Consider the following 16,137-nt stretch of genomic DNA (forward strand, 5'->3'; position numbering starts at 1 on the left):
TCTAATTCTGCGACAATATGCGACATTAATTCAATATTATGTGTACCTCGTGCCCGATTGTGACGAATAGTAGATCCCATGCGGTTTGATAAATCTTTTTCGATAACTACGACCGGCAATAATCCTCTTTCCCTTTCATAAATTCGTTGTGAGGTCTTCAATACCGTATATCTGTGAAATCCATCGACTAAAATATATTTATCATTTTCTTTGTCGTAATAACAAACACATGGCATTGTAAAACCATCTTCCCATATTGATAATTCCAGTAATTTCATTTCTGGAGGTGCCACTACATTAGGGTTATAATCATTGGCAACCACTTTTTCTACCGGTATGGCTCGTACATTGTAAACCGGACTCTTATATTCGTCTTTTATCTCCATATATTTTTATATGTTTCCATTATTCTGTTTTTTCTGCTGATTTCTTCTTTCGTGGGTGAGAATCCCATATATTTACATGCATGATCATTCCGTAGTATACAGATACACATACGTTTATAAGATGGGAGTTCTCTGAATTCCGGTATGTCAATATCATCTTGATACTCCATACGTACAGGGCGCTTATGTGTGCGATAATTACTTTTATCTCCGACTTCAATGGGGATTTTTGCATCAATCAGCTTCTTGATAACTTCATCATCTAAGCATCCTCCCTTTGTTCTCCAGAACCTAATACTTACATCAAGTCTTCTTAAATATCCGTTTCTCGTTTTTTCTGGTAATGTAGAAAGAAGGAAATACATGAATTTTTTCCATGTATAACCTTCGGGAAGTTTGATTTTTTGTCGAGCCATAGCATGTGTGCTTCCATAAATACTTGAGAAATTGACCCCATTAATACGGCCAATCATTTTTCCCCATGTATCCGGATCAATGGCTTTATATAAAGCCAGGCTTTCAATCGCTTCACCAATAAAAGGGCTGGCTACACGTTGTCTTTCCAAGCTTACTCCGGCTTTGTAATACAGATTATAAAGATTATTGTAATCCCATTTAAATTTTCCATTCGCTATCCAAATATCTGTTGTTTTCCAATCATAGATGGGATAAGCATTGTATACATCGTTCTGTAGTTTACAGGTCCAGATGTATTTATGATACAAAATCGTTTTCGGATTTTGAAAGATACATCTCCAGCGGTTGAAACTTTCTTGCGTTCGTATACCTACAAGGCAACAGGTACGTGTAGCTTCTTTTTTCCGATGTAGCCATTGGGCAAAATATAGCTGGAAATCATAATCCCACCATTGCGGATTAAAATCAGGAAAATCGTTTATTGTCATGGCTCCTTTGGGCATGGAGCGTACCCACAACTCTTTTTTCTCAGCTTCCCAAGGTCTCCAAAATGACTGATACATGGAAGTACAAGTCGCAACCCGGAAAGGCAGACAAACACGATACACCTCCAGTAAATCTTTATTTTGTTCAATGATGCGGTCTATATATTCGATAGTCATTTTATATTGTACCTCATAATCCATATGGAAAAGACCTATCTTACGCTTAATTTGATGTTTTCGCATATAATCCAAGCAAAGATTCAGTAAAACCCCACTGTCTTTTCCTCCGGAGAAGGATATATAGATGTTATCGAACTCCTTGAAGATGATGTCTAAACGTTCTTGAGCTAATTCGTATACATTTTTCTTGTCGTTTACATGAGTAATCATATTTGTTTTTTCATTTTGCAATAGATTTTCCAATTTTTAGTTATTTCAAAATCTTCTTCCGTAAACATTGTCAAATGTCTGGTTTGTACTACGGCAGACAGAGAAATGGAACTTTCCTGCTCCCATTCTTTGATTACCGCTTTAACTAGTGTTGAAAGTATTTCATTTTCTTTGTCCGGACAGGCATAATAATTATTAATTATCCATTCCTGTTTCCGATATTCTACAGGAATAAATCCTAAAACCTCCTTCTGTGATACCGCAATATACCATTTGTATTGTTCCCCTGTTTTAAATGGATAATTGTTGTTGAAGCGCAACACCTCAGGATTCATAACAAGTGGTCCTATCAGTGGATAGAGTTTTTTATCTAAACCGTCCAATCGGATGATTTGTATCATTGTTTATTAAATAATATTTGCTTTTGAGACAAAAATATAATAAAAAGATGTATTTATGTGTATTTATTCTGAAAAACAGGTATAAATAGATTCTGATTATTATTTTTCCATATCTTTCAAATGTATTTCCAACGCTTTTACAGATATGTGTATTTCCCATATAGATATACCTAAAGATGCTATCAGCAGGAGTAAGGCAAGTCCGAAAATATAAACAGAGAGTTCGTGTAGATTAATATAAATAAGGAACATGGATATCACGCAAAAGAACAAACTGGATATGCCCAGAACTTGCATGGCTCTTGTCAGATACAAGCGCTTACGTAAGTTGTCGATTTGTGCAGCAGTTACCTCCGAATGTTGTTGTACATATTGTTCTTTTAAAATCCTGACCAACTGTGCATAAGAAAGGAAACGGTTTGTATAGGCCAATAGAATTAATGATACGGCCGAAAACAGAAGGGTAGGAGTAGTAAGTGTCAATTCGTCCATGTGAGATAAAGTTTATATTGTTTCATTTACAAAGTAAAACATTTAACTCATAAAAAATGTTTTTTGTTTTGTTATCTTTAGATAAGAGAGGGTGAAGTTTAGTATTTCCTTTGCTCAAAAGCAAGTTTATGGCTTGATATTATACTCGCCTTTCGCTATATTTTCAGAAGATAGGAGGCGGCTTGTATAGGTCAAATTTGAAAACTTGGTTTTCCGTTTGCCTCTACACTCGCCTTTTTTTATCTTTGCATAAGCGTTTAAGTAAAGAATATGAACAGAAGAATGAAAAAGATAGTCAAGGTAACCAGTATTTCCTTAGGAACATTACTGCTTGTTATCGTGCTACTTATTACGGTAGCTGTGAATTGGTTTTTCACTCCGGAAAAACTGACTCCAATCGTATTGCGTACTGCCAATCAGACTCTGAATGCCAAGTTGGAGATGAAGAGTGTAGAACTTACGTTTTTTTCGACTTTTCCACGTTTCGGATTGAAGCTTACGGAGGGGACATTAGTGTCTAAGAGCATACGAGATACACTTTGGCAAAAAACAGACTCTTTGATAACCTTCGACAAGTGTGTAGTGGTAGTAAAACCGATTGATTATTTGTTGGATAATAAGATAAACCTTCATTATCTGGGTTTGAAAGGTGCTTCAATATATGCTTATAAAGGGAAAGATGGCATTGCGAATTGGGACATTATGAAAAGTGATACTACTACAGTATCTGCCGATACACTATCCAAATCGTCCGGACCGATAGCCGATGAAATTAACATCAGACGTATTTCTCTGAAACAAGCTAATGTAATTTTTGACGACCGTGATACACGTGTTTATACTCGTCTGACCAATGCGAATCTCAAGTTGAGTGCTTCCTTAAAAAAAGGTTATTCAGCTTTGGACATGGAGTTTAGCAACGACAATATCTTATTCTGGCAAGACGGACAGTTACTGGTCAATAAAGTCGCTACTAAGCTTCAGGCAGATCTTGAATTGAATAGAGCCATCCGTACTTTGACGGTAAAAAAAGCAGGATTAACCGTAAATGGAGTCGCACTTGATTTATCGGGTACGTTGAAAAGGGATACGGTTCAGAAGGCAATTGATGTAAATGTACATTATGGCCTGCATGCTCCTTCTTTAAAGACGGTGTTTGATATGATACCGGAAAGTGTCTTGAAACGGGAAGAAATGACTGCGAAAGGAGAGGTTTTGCTAGAAGGAGATATAAAAGGATTTTATGGAAAAGAGCAGACTCCTTTGGTTACAATAAAGGCACAGATAAAGGATGCTTCTGCTAAATACGACAAGTTGCCCTATGGAATAGATAATCTGACGGCTGATTTTTATGGGGCAGTAGATTTGACAAAAAAGACTCCTTCTTTTGCCGATTTAAAGATTTTTCATTTTCAGGGAGCTCACACCGATATCCTTGCCGATGCAAAAATACAGGATTTATTGGGTGATCCGGATATTACATTGAATACCCGTTCTACCATCGATATGACCGCCCTTGCTCAAACTTTCCCTTTGCAGGAGGGAGTTACCATTGAAGGAAAAGTCGATGCCGACTTACGTCTGAAGTGTCGTTTGTCGTCCATTCTTCGTCAGGATTTGGGCCGTATAAAGATTGGAGGTAAACTGAATATGACGGGACTTGCCTTGCGTGATACAAGCCGGAATTTTGAATTTACCAGCGATGCAAAACTTGCATTTATAGGAAAGGATAATCTGGCTGCACGTATCGAGGTAACAAAGATGGTTTTGAATTCCAACAATATTTCTTCTGAATTAAAAAAGCTGACGGCCACCGTAAAATCGACTAATCCGCAAGATACCACACGCATTATGGATATGGAATGTAAGTTGGATATGAGCCAGTTGAAAGCAGTGATGGGAGATTCCATTAAGGTTTTCTGCCGTAAAGCAAAGTCTACTCTTCGCTTACAGCCCGGAGAATTGAATCCGGCCATGCCTAAAATAGGACTTAATTTGGAGTCGGATACTTTATTCTGCCGCTTGGGAGCCATGAAGATGGGAATGGACAAGGCAGGATTTGCCATTAAAGCCGAGAAACTCCGCGATTCACTTTGGGCACCGAAAGGAATTATCGGATTCAACCGTTTGTCTGTATCCACACCGGAGTTTGCTTTGCCTATCCGGATACGTAAAACTGCGGTTACGCTTGGTGATAGAACAATTACGTTGCGTAAGGCTAAGGTTCGTATAGGACGTTCCAATCTGACGGCAAGTGGGGCTGTATACAATTTGTATGAATCGTTGAAAAAGAATAAAACCATACATGCCAAATTGAGTATAGCATCACGAAATCTGGATTGTAACCAGCTCATCAATTCGTTAAATTTTCCGGAAGATACGCTTCAGGTAGAAAATGATACGGTAGACTCCAGCATTCAGTTGTTTGTGATTCCTGAAAATATCGATTTCGAACTGGATGTAAAACTCGATAAAGTAAAATATGAGAGTATGGTATTCGAAAATGTACAAGGCGATATTGATATCCGCAACCAGGCCGTTCATTTGAAGGAAGTCAGCATGCGCGGGATGGATGCCCAGATGAATGCAACCTTGGTATATCGTGCCAAAGAAAAGAAAAGAGGATATGCCGGATTCGACTTTAAATTGCGCGATGTGGACGTCAGCAAACTGGTCGATTTTGTTCCTTCTTTGGATACCATTGTGCCGATGCTCCGTTCCTTCAAGGGAGTTGTCGATTTTGATGCGGCGGCCGAAGCCGTACTCGATTCAAACTTAAATGTCAGGATTCCGAGTCTCCGTTCCGCTATTCATATCAAGGGAGATAGTCTTGTACTGATGGATGGAGAAACATTTACCGAGATTTCCAAAAAGCTGATGTTCAAGAATAAGGAAAAGAATGTATTCGATAGCATTGCTGTAAATATTACGGTAAAAGACGGATACGTTACCGTATATCCTTTCCTTGTACAAATAGACCGGTATAAGGCGGCCGTAGGAGGTACACAAGATCTTGATATGAACTTTAATTATCATATATCGATATTGAAATCTCCGCTCCCATTCAAGGCCGGAGTGACCATTACCGGAAACATGGATAAAATGAAATTCAAGATAGGAAAAGCCAAATACAAGGATGCTGTTACTCCGGTAGAAATCCGTAAAGTGGATAGTACCCGAGTCAATATGGGACGTCAGATTGTAGACGATTTCAGGCGTATCATGAGAAGGTAATGGGATAGAATGATAAAAAAATCCTGATAGTGTAATGTTCTGTTACACTATCAGGATTTTTTTATGGCAATTGGGATGAAAAATCACCGGAGGGAAAAGAAGGGAAATCAGCTTCTTTCTGAATGGTAAGAAGTTTACCCGTCACAGGGTGTACGAACGATAATTCGGCCGCATGCAGATACAGTCTCGCCGATTTTCGTCCATACAGTTCGTCCCCGGTAATCGGGCAATTCAAGCCCAGAGGATGTGCCGAATGTACCCGTAACTGATGGGTACGTCCGGTTTGTGGAAAGAAATCAACGTAAGTTCTCTCGTTTTCTCTCTTGTTTACCTTATACCGTGTGATGGCAGGCTTCCCATACGTATAATCTACCATCTGCCGGGGGCGGTCCGATGGATTCAGACAAAGAGGTAAATCAATTACGCCCTCATCAAGAGGAAGTATACCGTCCAGTATGGCTGTATATCGTTTGCGGATATTCCGTGTTTCAAACAAAGCCTGCAATTGCTGGTGTATTTCCTTGCTTTTAGCTGCAAGCAGCAATCCCGATGTAGCCATGTCGAGCCGATGCACAATGAGCGGACCGGTAGCATGGGGAAGATATTCACTTAACCGCTGGCTGACGGAGTCCAGATCGTTTTTGCCCGGAACAGAAAGCATACCGGCTGGCTTGTTTACCACAACTATCCATTCGTCCTCATACACAATATCCAGTGGAGTCTGGCTATGTACATTCTCGTCGAGCGGATTCTTTTCCACCTTCAGTCCTACTAACATGTGTTTCAGTATCGGTTCGCATTTTCCTTTACACGAAGGATAGAAATGTCCGTGATGCCGTATCTCGTCTTTGGGTGACATACCCCACCAAAATTCTCCCATAGCAAGCGGATGCAAGTGGTTCTGGTAAGCATATTGCAAGAGCTTGGGCAAGGCACATTCTCCTGCACCGGCGGGAGGTGTACCCTGTGGGGTATCTTTGAAAATTTCACACAAATCTTTTTTCTCCCCATTTGCATTCAGCATCTGAAACTGCCCGAATATCCAGCGTTGAAGTTCAGCCGAAGATTTCTTGCGTTCTTCCTTCAAAGCTGCTATCGTTTGTTCAATATTGTTCAGAGCCCTTGTCTTTTCCTCTACTTCCTGCTTCAATCGTCTTTCCAGGCGTTTTAACTCTGCTTTCTGGAACTGGCTTTCCCGGACCAGCGCTTCCAGTTCCGCTTCATCAAGTACAGTATTCCGTTTTGCCTGTCGGATGGCCTTTGCCTCTTTCAAGGCTTGTTTGGCAGCAGCAAGTTGTGCGGTGGCAGATGCCTGCACTTCTTCCACTTGCCGGCGGCAGATTCGATATTCATCACTTGCTTCCATCTGCCGGATACGTGCGTTGATGTCCGAAATACGCTGCTCACCTTTTCGGAAAACTCCGTCCGGACATAGCAAATCGTACACCGGAGGCACAAAGAAATCATGCAGATTCCGTCCTGCCAGATTACCCGAAAAAGCCGCCAAATATCCCGTTCTACCTTCAGGGGTACGGACTATCAGTACCCCGAACATTTTCCCTTTTTTCAGTTCTTCCTGCCATTCGGACTGTGTTTCCAAATAGCGTTCTACCTCCTGTGCGGCAAGTTCGGTGAGAGGGTGAGGGGTATAATGAAACGGATAAGTGAATTCTTCGGGTGGGGCAGGCCACACATCTGTCGCAAAGAAATGGATTTTATCAGTACACTCCATTGTGATTACAATTCGCGCTGACGACAGAAGCAACCTCCGAATTTTTCGTCTACGTTTTCTATCGGGTTCTTGAAAATACCATATACGGCAGAGCCGGAACCGCTCATGGCAGCATACACAGCTCCCAGGTCATAGAGTTTATCCTTGATGGCTGCAATCTCCGGAAAACGTGTGAAGATGCTGCTTTCAAAGTCGTTTTTCAGACATTCTTTCCATGTTTCCAAAGGCTGACGGATTACCTCTTTCAACGAAACCTCCGGACGTTTTGGAGTAACACCTGCATAGGCATCTTTCGTAGACACATGGATATCCGGTTTTATAAGCACGATGTGATATCCTTTCAAGGAAAGGTCAATGGGTTCGAATACATTTCCGATACCCGATGCAAAAACAGGAGTATTACGGACAAAGAAAGCACAATCGGCACCCAGTCGGGCTGCGTATGTTTCCAATGCTTCAGCGGTCAGGTTCAAATTGAACTTTTCATTCAGCAATTTCAACATGAAGGCACAATCGGCCGAGCCACCCCCTAAACCGGCACCGGTAGGGATATGTTTGAAGAGATGAATGTCTATCGGCGGCATCGGAAAGTCGGCCTTCAGCATCTGATAGGCTTTCACGACAAGATTGTCTTCCGCATTACCTTCAATGGCAGTACCGCTGACATGAAGTTTGTAAGGCTGTTCACTATTTTCAAGCACTTTTACTTCGAGTGCATCTTGCAGGTTTATAGGATAGAAAACTGTTTCCAGATTGTGGTAACCATCCGGACGTTTTTCTACAATATGAAGTCCGAGATTTATCTTTGCATTAGGAAATGTAATCATAATTATAGTATTTTTAGGTTGTTCAAATATACGATAAAGTTTTGAATTAACTCTTTTTTGTGTTTAAAATTCTCTGTAACTTTGCGTATCAACCATTTAATGAAATACTTAAATTATGGATATTATTTTAATTGTATTAAGTATAATCTGTCTGCTGACAGGCTTTCTGGGATGTGTGCTTCCGGCCTTGCCCGGTCCTCCGGTTTCGTATGTAGGTTTGTTGTTATTGCATTTTACAGACCGGGTTCAGTTCTCTACTTCCCAGTTGCTCGTCTGGCTGGGACTGGTTGCACTCTCACTTCTGCTCGACTATCTTATTCCGATGTGGGGCAGCAAATATAGCGGTGGCACCAAATGGGGGAGCTGGGGTGCTTTTGCCGGATCCATCATCGGACTGTTTTTCCTGCCTTACGGGCTTCTGCTCGGCCCATTTCTCGGAGCGATGATTGGAGAACTGCTGGGAGACAAAGGATTGTCTGTAGCCCTGAAATCGGGTATCGGTTCGCTCCTGGGATTCCTGTTCGGAACGATACTGAAAGTGATACTTTGCGCTTATTTTATCGTGGTCTTTTTTACTTCACTTTGGTAAAAGTATGTATCTTTGTGCCCCTATTTAATAAAAAATACCCTAAATGGCAGAAACGAGAAGAACGACACGCGTCCCAAAGGCTGCAAAAACGAAGCCTGTAGACGAATATGGGCATCTCCAGCCGCAGGCTCCCGAACTGGAAGAAGCGGTGCTGGGTGCATTGATGATTGAGAAAGACGCCTATTCGCTGGTGAGTGAGATACTCCGTCCGGAGTCTTTTTACGAACACCGCCATCAGCTGATTTATGCAGCCATTACCGACCTGGCTATCCAGCAGAAGCCTATCGATATCCTTACCGTAACCGAACAGCTCCGCACCAGGGGCGACCTGGACGAGGTGGGAGGTGCTTTCTATGTAACCCAGCTGAGTGGAAAGGTCGCATCATCGGCACATATCGAGTATCATGCCCGTATCATCGCGCAAAAGTTTCTGGCTCGTGAACTGATTTCCTTTACCAGCAATATACAGACCAAGGCATTCGACGAAACGCAGGATGTAGACGACCTGATGCAGGAAGCCGAAGGCAAGCTCTTCGAGATTTCCCAGCAGAACATGAAGAAGGATTATACGCAGATTAATCCTGTCATTCAAGAGGCGTATGAAATGCTTCAGAAAGCGGCAGCACGTACCGACGGTTTGAGCGGATTGTCCAGCGGTTTCCATCAGCTGGATAAGATGACTTCCGGCTGGCAGAACTCCGACCTTATCATTATCGCGGCACGTCCGGCGATGGGTAAGACGGCTTTCGTTCTTTCCATGGCCAAGAATATGGCGGTCAACAATCAGGTGCCCGTAGCTCTGTTCTCGCTTGAAATGAGCAACGTGCAGCTGGTCAACCGTCTGATTGTGAACGTCTGCGAAATTCCGGGCGAAAAAATCAAGAGCGGACAGCTTGCACCTTACGAGTGGGGACAGCTCGACTATAAGATAAAGGAATTGTACGACGCACCGTTGTACGTCGACGATACGCCTTCTCTTTCCGTGTTCGAACTTCGTACAAAGGCACGCCGTCTGGTGCGCGAACACGGGGTAAAGATTATCATCATCGACTACCTCCAGCTGATGAATGCCAGCGGAATGTCTTTCGGTAGCCGTCAGGAAGAAGTCAGCACCATTTCGCGTTCGTTGAAAGGACTTGCCAAGGAGTTGAACATTCCGATTATTGCCCTGAGTCAGTTGAACCGTGGTGTAGAAAACCGTGAAGGTATAGACGGAAAACGTCCGCAGCTGAGCGACCTTCGTGAATCGGGAGCCATCGAGCAGGATGCCGATATGGTATGCTTCATTCACCGTCCGGAATACTACAAGATATATACCGACGAACGTGGAAACGATTTGCGCGGTATGGCCGAGATTATCATAGCCAAGCACCGTAACGGTGCGGTGGGCGATGTGTTGCTGCGCTTCCGCGGAGAATATGCACGTTTCCAGAATCCGGACGACGAGATGATTGTGCCGATGCCCGGAGAAAATGCAGCAGCTCCGGTACTCCGCTCGAAGATGAACAATGGAGGCGGACAGGGCAGTGTGCCTCCTCCTCCGGCAGATATGATTCCTCAGGAAAATCCGTTTGGCGGACCTATCCCCGAGGTTCCGTTCTGATGATTGAATCTTTTCTCTATAAAAAGCCTTGCCGGTTGTGCTGACATGCACCGGTAGGGCTTTCTTTTTTTAAAGGGATGGAATTGTATAAAAGAGGATTGTATGCATTATCATTTTGTTTGAAAATTCTTTATTTAATTGTCATAATTTGTCGGTTTCAACATTTAGGCTAACTCGTATTTTGAAAAGAAAGGGTGGGTTTGATGGAGATAATTGCCTCCAAAGACTAGTAAAACAACTTTATTTTATGCTTTACAGCATGAAAAAGGACGCTATATATCCCTCTTTTTTACCTTGTCACATCGCCTTCCGATACAAGTATCGATGCCCGATGCGACTTGTATCGTTTGCTTACGGTACTAGTCGCGTTTGCATTCGGTATTAATTGCGCAAAAAAAAGGAGCTTGGAGTATAATTTTTTAGAAATTTTAATCTGTCAAGATGTGTTTTCAGGCAAAAAATACATCTTCTTTTAAGTGTGAAAATGTATTGATTAATACCTTTGAGGTAACATATGAGGTTCCTCTCCTGTGAAATTTAGTAGAAAAGATAACGAATTGAATAAAAGTCCTTTCTTTTTGAATTTTTTTACTCCTGAAAAAGCCTTGTTTTTTTGAGCATCTCTGTATCTGTACTCAAAAAAGGTGGTTTTTATAGGGGGTAAATTGACATTTTGATAATACTTTATTCAGGATATTTGCCATTTGCAGGAAAGACAGAGCAATATCATTTTGACAAAATAAAAAATCCGCCGGATAGGTGTGGGTTATACCGGCGGAAGAGGGGGAAATAGACAGAAGGAAAATCGGTTTATTTCTTGAGATGTTTTACGATAAAGGCTTCTACTTTATCCAACATATCTTCTGTCCAAAATTGCCAACTGCCATGGTCGGCATTTCTGAGCGCATAAAATTCATATTCGCATCCATTCTTTTCCAGTTCGTTGGCAAGCAAGTCGGCTTGTGAAAAAGGAACCACTCTGTCTTTTGTTCCATGCGCAAGGAATACAGGTGGCATCTGCTTATTGTCTTTTATGTAATACAACGGACTGGCTTCTTTGGCCTTTTCCGGTGCATCCCAAACAGCTACTTTACCGATAAGAAGGCCTTCGGGACTATTGGCATCACCTTTCGATGCAGCTGTAGGATCGTCTTTCAGATGCAATACATCGGTTGGCGGAAAGTACGCGATAATACCGTTGATTTCCGGTAAAGAATCATTCTTTTCCTCTGCCGACTTTAGATACAGTCCGGTAAACAGTGCAGTATGTGCTCCCGATGAACTTCCCCATACAAAAATATTGTTGGAGTCGATATGGTATTTGGCTGCATTGTCTCTCATGAAATTTATAGCAGAGATAGCATCATTCCGTTGTGCCGGAAATACAGCGATGTCCGAAGAGCGGTACTCTACGATAGCTACTACATATCCGCGTTTGGCCAGTGCCGAAATCTGAGGAACATCTGTATACAGATTCTGTTTCATCCATGCAGACCCTCTTACATAGAGTACACAGGGAAACAGTTTGTCTGATTTTTCGTAAGGAGCAGGCGATACAATCTGAAGTTTTAAATCTACACCGTCTTTGGTTGCGTATACCACATCTTTTGTATAGTTCAGCTTGTATATCTCCTCTTTCTGTTCGAACAGTTGTACTTTCTTGTTTGTGGGATTTGCTTCAGGAAAGTTTTTGCTGTTGTTTCTCGGGCCATTCTGTGCATTCACAGCCAAAGAGAAGCAACATGCACCAATACCCATTAAAATTGTTTTATTATTCATACTGTATTTATATTGGTTTGTTTGCTGCAAAAGTATCATGAGGCAGACACTTCTTTTTTCCGTATAAAGCCAAAAGATTACCGTATATTGCCATTTATGTTATGAAATGTTTACGGATAAAAATTTTCCTGTGTTTCATTTGTACAGTTCCGATAAAGGGGGAATAAATTATTTTCGGCTTTCTCTTTTATCCCAAATATTTATATTAAATTTGCGCAACATTCTGCGAACTATAAAAATGATATATATATGAATATCTCTTATAACTGGCTGAAAGAGTATGTAGACTTTAATTTGACACCTGATGAAGTGGCAGCCGCACTGACCTCCATCGGACTGGAGACAGGTGGAGTAGAAGAAGTTCAATCGATAAAAGGAGGATTGGAAGGCCTCGTAATAGGTGAGGTCCTGACTTGCGAACCGCATCCTAATTCCGACCATATGCATATTACTACTGTAAATCTGGGACAGGGAGAACCTGTACAGATTGTGTGTGGTGCAGCCAATGTAGCTGCCGGACAGAAAGTAGTAGTAGCTACGCTGGGAACAAAGCTCTACGATGGCGATGAATGTTTTACCATTAAGAAATCAAAACTTCGCGGAGTAGAATCGAACGGTATGATTTGTGCTGAAGATGAAATTGGTATTGGTACAAGTCACGAAGGTATCATTGTATTACCGGACGATGTGGTTCCCGGTACTTTGGCAAAAGACTATTATAACATCAAGAGCGACTATGTACTGGAAGTAGACATCACTCCAAACCGTGCAGATGCTTGTTCTCACTATGGTGTAGCTCGCGACCTTTATGCGTGGTTGCGTCAGAATGGTCATCAGGCTACTTTGAAGCGTCCGTCTGTAGAAGCTTTCAAGGTAGATAACCATGACATGGATATTGATGTGGTAGTGGAAAATGCAGAAGCATGTCCGCGCTATGCAGGTGTATCCATCAAGAACGTAACCGTAAAGGAAAGTCCTGAATGGTTGCAGAACAAACTCCGTCTTATCGGTGTACGTCCTATCAACAACATTGTGGATATTACCAACTATATCCTTCATGCGTACGGACAGCCTATGCACTGCTTCGATGCCGACAAGATTAAAGGTGGCAAGATTGTAGTGAAGACTTGTGCTGAAGGTACCAAGTTTGTGACTTTGGACGAAGTAGAGCGTACACTTTCAGAACGCGACCTGATGATTTGCAATACTGAAGAACCGATGTGTATTGCCGGTGTATTCGGAGGATTGGATTCCGGTACCACAGAAACAACCAAGGATGTATTCCTTGAAAGTGCTTACTTCCATCCTACTTGGGTGCGTAAGACCGCGCGTCGTCACGGATTGAGTACTGACTCGTCTTTCCGTTTCGAACGTGGTGTGGATCCGAATGGTGCTATTTATGCACTCAAAGAAGCTGCATTGCTGGTGAAAGAACTTGCCGGAGGAGAAATTGCTTCGGAAATCAAGGATGTATACCCGACTCCGATTGCTGACTTTAAGGTAGATTTGGAATATGCTTATGTCAATTCGCTGATTGGTAAGGAGATTCCGAAGGAAACTGTAAAAAGCATCGTAACCAGCCTGGAGATGAAGATTGCAGAAGAAACAGAAACAGGTTTGTCTCTGCTTGTTCCTCCTTATCGTGTGGATGTACAGCGTCCGTGTGATGTGGTAGAAGATATTCTCCGTATTTACGGATATAATAATGTAGAGATTCCTACTTCTGTAAAATCAAGCCTGAGCGTAAAAGGCGATGTAGACAAGTCGGTAAAACTTCAGAATCTGGTATCAGAACAGCTGGTAGGTTGTGGCTTCAATGAAATTCTGAACAACTCTCTTACCGGTGCTGCTTATTATGAAGGACTGGAAACTTACAAGCCGGAAAATCTGGTTCGTCTGATGAACCCGTTGAGCAACGACTTGAATGTAATGCGTGCCACACTGCTCTTTGGTGGTTTGGAAAGCATCCAGCATAATGCCAACCGCAAGAATGCCGATCTGAAGTTCTTTGAATTCGGTAACTGCTATCACTTCAATGCAGAGAAAAGAAATCCTGAAAAAGTATTGGCTGCTTACTCGGAAGAGTTGCACTTAGGTTTGTGGATGACCGGTAAACGTGTAAGCAACTCATGGGCACATGCCGATGAAAACATGTCTGTATACGAACTGAAGGCTCATGTGCTGAATATCTTCCGTCGTTTGGGTGTAAACTTCGGAGGACTGGTATTTGGAAACTTGACTGATGATATTTATTCAGTAGCCATTTCAGTACATACCCGTGGCGGTAAGTTGCTGGCTACTTTCGGTATAGTTTGCAAGAAGATTCAGAAGGCATTCGATATTGACAACGAAGTATATTATGCCGATTTGAACTGGAAGGAACTGATGAAAGCTATCAAGGGCAATACGGTTTCTTTCCGCGAAATATCGAAGTTCCCGGCCGTAAAACGCGACCTCGCTCTGCTGATAGACAAAGGTGTACAGTTTGCCGAAATCGAAAAGATAGCTTACGAAACAGATAAGAAATTATTGAAGAGCGTAGAACTGTTCGATGTATACGAAGGCAAGAATCTGGAAGCGGGCAAGAAGAGCTATGCTGTAAGCTTTATGCTTCAGGATGAAAATGCAACCTTGAATGATAAGCAGATTGACAAGGTAATGCAGAAACTTATTGCCAACTTGCAGAATAAGCTGGGAGCTGTTTTGCGATAAAAAAGAAAAACTTTATGCGTACCGAAATCAAACCGGACTATCATATCAAGGAGAAAAGGAAATATACAGCTGCTTTTGTGCTGTTCTTTCTTCTCACGGTACAGGCGGGCAAAGTATTGTATTACTTTTCTGCCAATGAGACCTGGAGGAATATCCTGGCAATAGCCGGTGGATTAGTATGCGCAACTATCGCTTGTCTGGCCTTCGTGAAATGTAGAAAGCTGGAAAAGAATAAAGACAAGAAATTTCATTAAAAATAAACTAAAATATACTATCCAATGGGAAGAGCGTTTGAATATAGAAAAGCTGCCAAAATGAAAAGATGGGGTCACATGGCAAAGACCTTTACACGTCTGGGTAAACAAATCGCTATTGCGGTAAAAGCAGGCGGTCCGGAACCGGAAAATAACCCGACATTGCGTTCGGTAATCGCTACTTGTAAGCGTGAAAACATGCCGAAGGATAACATTGAACGTGCTATCAAAAACGCAATGGGTAAAGACCAGAGCGAATACAAGAGCATGACTTACGAAGGATACGGTCCTCATGGAGTAGCTGTATTTGTAGATACATTGACCGATAATACTACACGTACAGTTGCTGATGTTCGTTCTGTATTCAACAAGTTTGGTGGTAACTTAGGTACTACAGGTTCACTGGCTTTCTTGTTCGACCATAAGTGTGTGTTCACTTTCAAGAAGAAAGACGGACTGGATATGGAAGAACTGATTCTCGACTTGATTGACTACAACGTGGAAGATGAATTCGATGAAGATACAGAAGAAGGTACAATCACTATCTACGGTGATCCGAAGAGCTACTCTTTGATCCAGAAGCACCTGGAAGAATGTGGTTTCGAAGATGTCGGTGGTGAATTTACTTATGTACCGAACGACTTGAAAGATGTAACTCCGGAACAGCGTGAAACTATCGACAAGATGATTGAACGTCTGGAAGAGTTCGACGACGTACAGACCGTGTATACAAACATGAAACCGGAAGAAGAATAATCTTTTCTGTGTCTGAACGATAATAAGACAAAGTAGGAACTGTATCAGGACAAGTGCCTTGCTGCTTTTGTTCTGCTACA

13 protein-coding genes are annotated in these 16,137 nt (G+C 42.0%); 6 read left to right on the forward strand and 7 right to left on the reverse strand.

Annotated features, from left to right (window positions below; all coding sequences use genetic code 11):
• The 4 genes from WKU26_RS08840 to WKU26_RS08855 all read right to left on the reverse strand — a co-directional run.
• On the reverse strand, positions 1 to 386 hold a 386-nt coding region (locus WKU26_RS08840), incomplete at its 3' end, for an IbrB-like domain-containing protein (RefSeq protein ID WP_340321704.1).
• Positions 377 to 1,678: a DUF3440 domain-containing protein gene (locus WKU26_RS08845; protein WP_340321705.1), complete on the reverse strand. Its 1,302-nt coding sequence runs from the start codon at positions 1,676 to 1,678 to the stop codon at positions 377 to 379. The genes WKU26_RS08845 and WKU26_RS08840, both read right to left, overlap by 10 nt.
• A complete protein-coding gene (locus tag WKU26_RS08850) occupies positions 1,675 to 2,079 on the reverse strand; it encodes a hypothetical protein (protein ID WP_340321706.1) in 405 nt (134 codons plus the stop codon). Before WKU26_RS08850 ends, WKU26_RS08845 begins: the two co-directional genes overlap by 4 nt.
• Positions 2,080 to 2,178: 99 nt before the next feature.
• Positions 2,179 to 2,571 (reverse strand): DUF2721 domain-containing protein, encoded by a 393-nt coding sequence (locus WKU26_RS08855; RefSeq protein WP_340321707.1) that lies wholly within the window; start codon positions 2,569 to 2,571, stop codon positions 2,179 to 2,181.
• A gap of 270 nt (positions 2,572 to 2,841) precedes the next feature.
• Here WKU26_RS08855 and WKU26_RS08860 point away from each other — a divergent pair, with 270 nt between their 5' ends.
• Complete coding sequence (locus tag WKU26_RS08860) at positions 2,842 to 5,805, forward strand: AsmA family protein (RefSeq protein WP_340321708.1); 2,964 nt, start codon at positions 2,842 to 2,844, stop codon at positions 5,803 to 5,805.
• Positions 5,806 to 5,866: 61 nt separating this feature from the next.
• Here the strand turns inward: WKU26_RS08860 and WKU26_RS08865 are convergent, their stop codons facing one another.
• A complete protein-coding gene (locus WKU26_RS08865) occupies positions 5,867 to 7,537 on the reverse strand; it encodes an RluA family pseudouridine synthase (RefSeq protein ID WP_340321709.1) in 1,671 nt (556 codons plus the stop codon).
• A gap of 5 nt (positions 7,538 to 7,542) precedes the next feature.
• Positions 7,543 to 8,364: a 4-(cytidine 5'-diphospho)-2-C-methyl-D-erythritol kinase gene (ispE, locus tag WKU26_RS08870; RefSeq protein ID WP_269876349.1), complete on the reverse strand. Its 822-nt coding sequence runs from the start codon at positions 8,362 to 8,364 to the stop codon at positions 7,543 to 7,545.
• A 112-nt stretch (positions 8,365 to 8,476) separates the two neighbouring features.
• Here ispE and WKU26_RS08875 point away from each other — a divergent pair, with 112 nt between their 5' ends.
• Both WKU26_RS08875 and dnaB read left to right on the forward strand, forming a co-directional pair.
• Positions 8,477 to 8,953 (forward strand): DUF456 family protein, encoded by a 477-nt coding sequence (locus tag WKU26_RS08875; protein WP_178266471.1) that lies wholly within the window; start codon positions 8,477 to 8,479, stop codon positions 8,951 to 8,953.
• A gap of 43 nt (positions 8,954 to 8,996) precedes the next feature.
• Positions 8,997 to 10,556 (forward strand): replicative DNA helicase, encoded by a 1,560-nt coding sequence (gene dnaB / locus WKU26_RS08880; RefSeq protein WP_340321710.1) that lies wholly within the window; start codon positions 8,997 to 8,999, stop codon positions 10,554 to 10,556.
• Positions 10,557 to 11,366: 810 nt separating this feature from the next.
• Here dnaB and WKU26_RS08885 read toward each other — a convergent pair.
• Positions 11,367 to 12,335, reverse strand: a complete 969-nt coding sequence (locus WKU26_RS08885) for an alpha/beta hydrolase (RefSeq protein WP_340321711.1) — start codon at positions 12,333 to 12,335, stop codon at positions 11,367 to 11,369.
• A gap of 249 nt (positions 12,336 to 12,584) precedes the next feature.
• Between WKU26_RS08885 and pheT the strand changes: the two genes are divergently transcribed.
• From pheT to WKU26_RS08900, 3 genes are read left to right on the forward strand one after another with little or no spacing between them, the layout of a single operon-like run.
• Positions 12,585 to 15,047 carry a phenylalanine--tRNA ligase subunit beta gene (gene pheT / locus WKU26_RS08890; protein WP_340321713.1) on the forward strand — a complete coding sequence of 821 codons (2,463 nt, stop codon included), beginning with the start codon at positions 12,585 to 12,587 and terminating at the stop codon, positions 15,045 to 15,047.
• Between the two features lie 14 nt (positions 15,048 to 15,061).
• Positions 15,062 to 15,301: a hypothetical protein gene (locus tag WKU26_RS08895; protein WP_340321715.1), complete on the forward strand. Its 240-nt coding sequence runs from the start codon at positions 15,062 to 15,064 to the stop codon at positions 15,299 to 15,301.
• A 24-nt stretch (positions 15,302 to 15,325) separates the two neighbouring features.
• Positions 15,326 to 16,057: a YebC/PmpR family DNA-binding transcriptional regulator gene (locus WKU26_RS08900; RefSeq protein ID WP_340321716.1), complete on the forward strand. Its 732-nt coding sequence runs from the start codon at positions 15,326 to 15,328 to the stop codon at positions 16,055 to 16,057.
• Positions 16,058 to 16,137 lie beyond the last annotated feature (80 nt).

This window comes from Phocaeicola sp. HCN-40430 (assembly GCF_037890285.1).
In the GTDB taxonomy this organism is placed as follows: domain Bacteria; phylum Bacteroidota; class Bacteroidia; order Bacteroidales; family Bacteroidaceae; genus Phocaeicola; species Phocaeicola acetigenes.